A 796-nucleotide genomic window follows, 5' to 3' on the forward strand; every position below is an offset into this window, starting at 1 on the left:
TGGCTAAGCTTCGCGCAGCGTGTCCGCTTTGCGGGCATGAACTTGCGGGATCGTGTAGCACAGAACATCCAGGAATTGAGACGCGCCAGCGGCCTCAGCCAGGAGGAGCTTGCTCATCGGGCCGATGTGAGCCGCGGCCATATGTGCAAGGTCGAGAACGCCAGGTTCGCCGCTTCTCTCGACCTTCTCGAACGCATCGCCAAGGCGCTGAACGTCGACCCCGAAGAGTTCTTTACAAAGCGCTAGCTAAAATTTGCCAGCCCCTGATGCGCCCTCGATCGGAGCGTCTCAAGAGGTAGTCAAATGGAGCGCAGTGAGTTCAATGAGTAAGAGAAAGACAGGCTGGCCTTTCCAGGAAGGGTTTCTGAACACCGATACGCAGGCGCTTCACCTGTTCACCGATTACCGTTGGAATGACGGCTCTGTGAGCCGTCGTTGGCATGTTGACCCTGAACGCTTTGAGGCAGACCTAACCGAACTTCGCCCTGTCTCCCTGAACACATCGGAGCGTTCGGATCAGTAGGAGAACCAGTCCGAATGGCCCATGTTGCCCTCGTAGTCGCCGAATTCGACCATGATGCTGCGGGAATAGAAGTGCCATAGGCCACCGCTGGTCGGGTAAGCGATCTCCTGCCCGCTTTCCGAGATGAATGTCGCGGGCCAGGGCGCGTGGGATCCGTAGACCCGCTGGATGTAGCGGCAGGTCCGGTTCTCGCGATCACAGGAGCGGATCGACCAGTCCCATTGACGCGGCTCGTCACGCGGCTCATAGGAGCGCCCGGTGAACCAGATCACA

At 58.8% G+C, this 796-nt stretch carries 1 protein-coding gene and 1 pseudogene; one reads left to right on the top strand and one right to left on the bottom strand.

What is annotated here, in order from left to right; genetic code table 11:
- A partial coding sequence (locus tag A3764_RS19530; protein ID WP_236628258.1) for a helix-turn-helix domain-containing protein occupies positions 1 to 246 on the top strand: 246 nt, incomplete at its 5' end.
- A 270-nt stretch (positions 247 to 516) separates the two neighbouring features.
- Here the strand turns inward: A3764_RS19530 and A3764_RS19535 are convergent.
- A pseudogene (locus A3764_RS19535) lies at positions 517 to 796 on the bottom strand (hypothetical protein); the annotation flags it as partial.

It is taken from the genome of Sulfitobacter sp. HI0129 (assembly GCF_001635395.1).
Classification (GTDB): Bacteria; Pseudomonadota; Alphaproteobacteria; order Rhodobacterales; family Rhodobacteraceae; genus Sulfitobacter.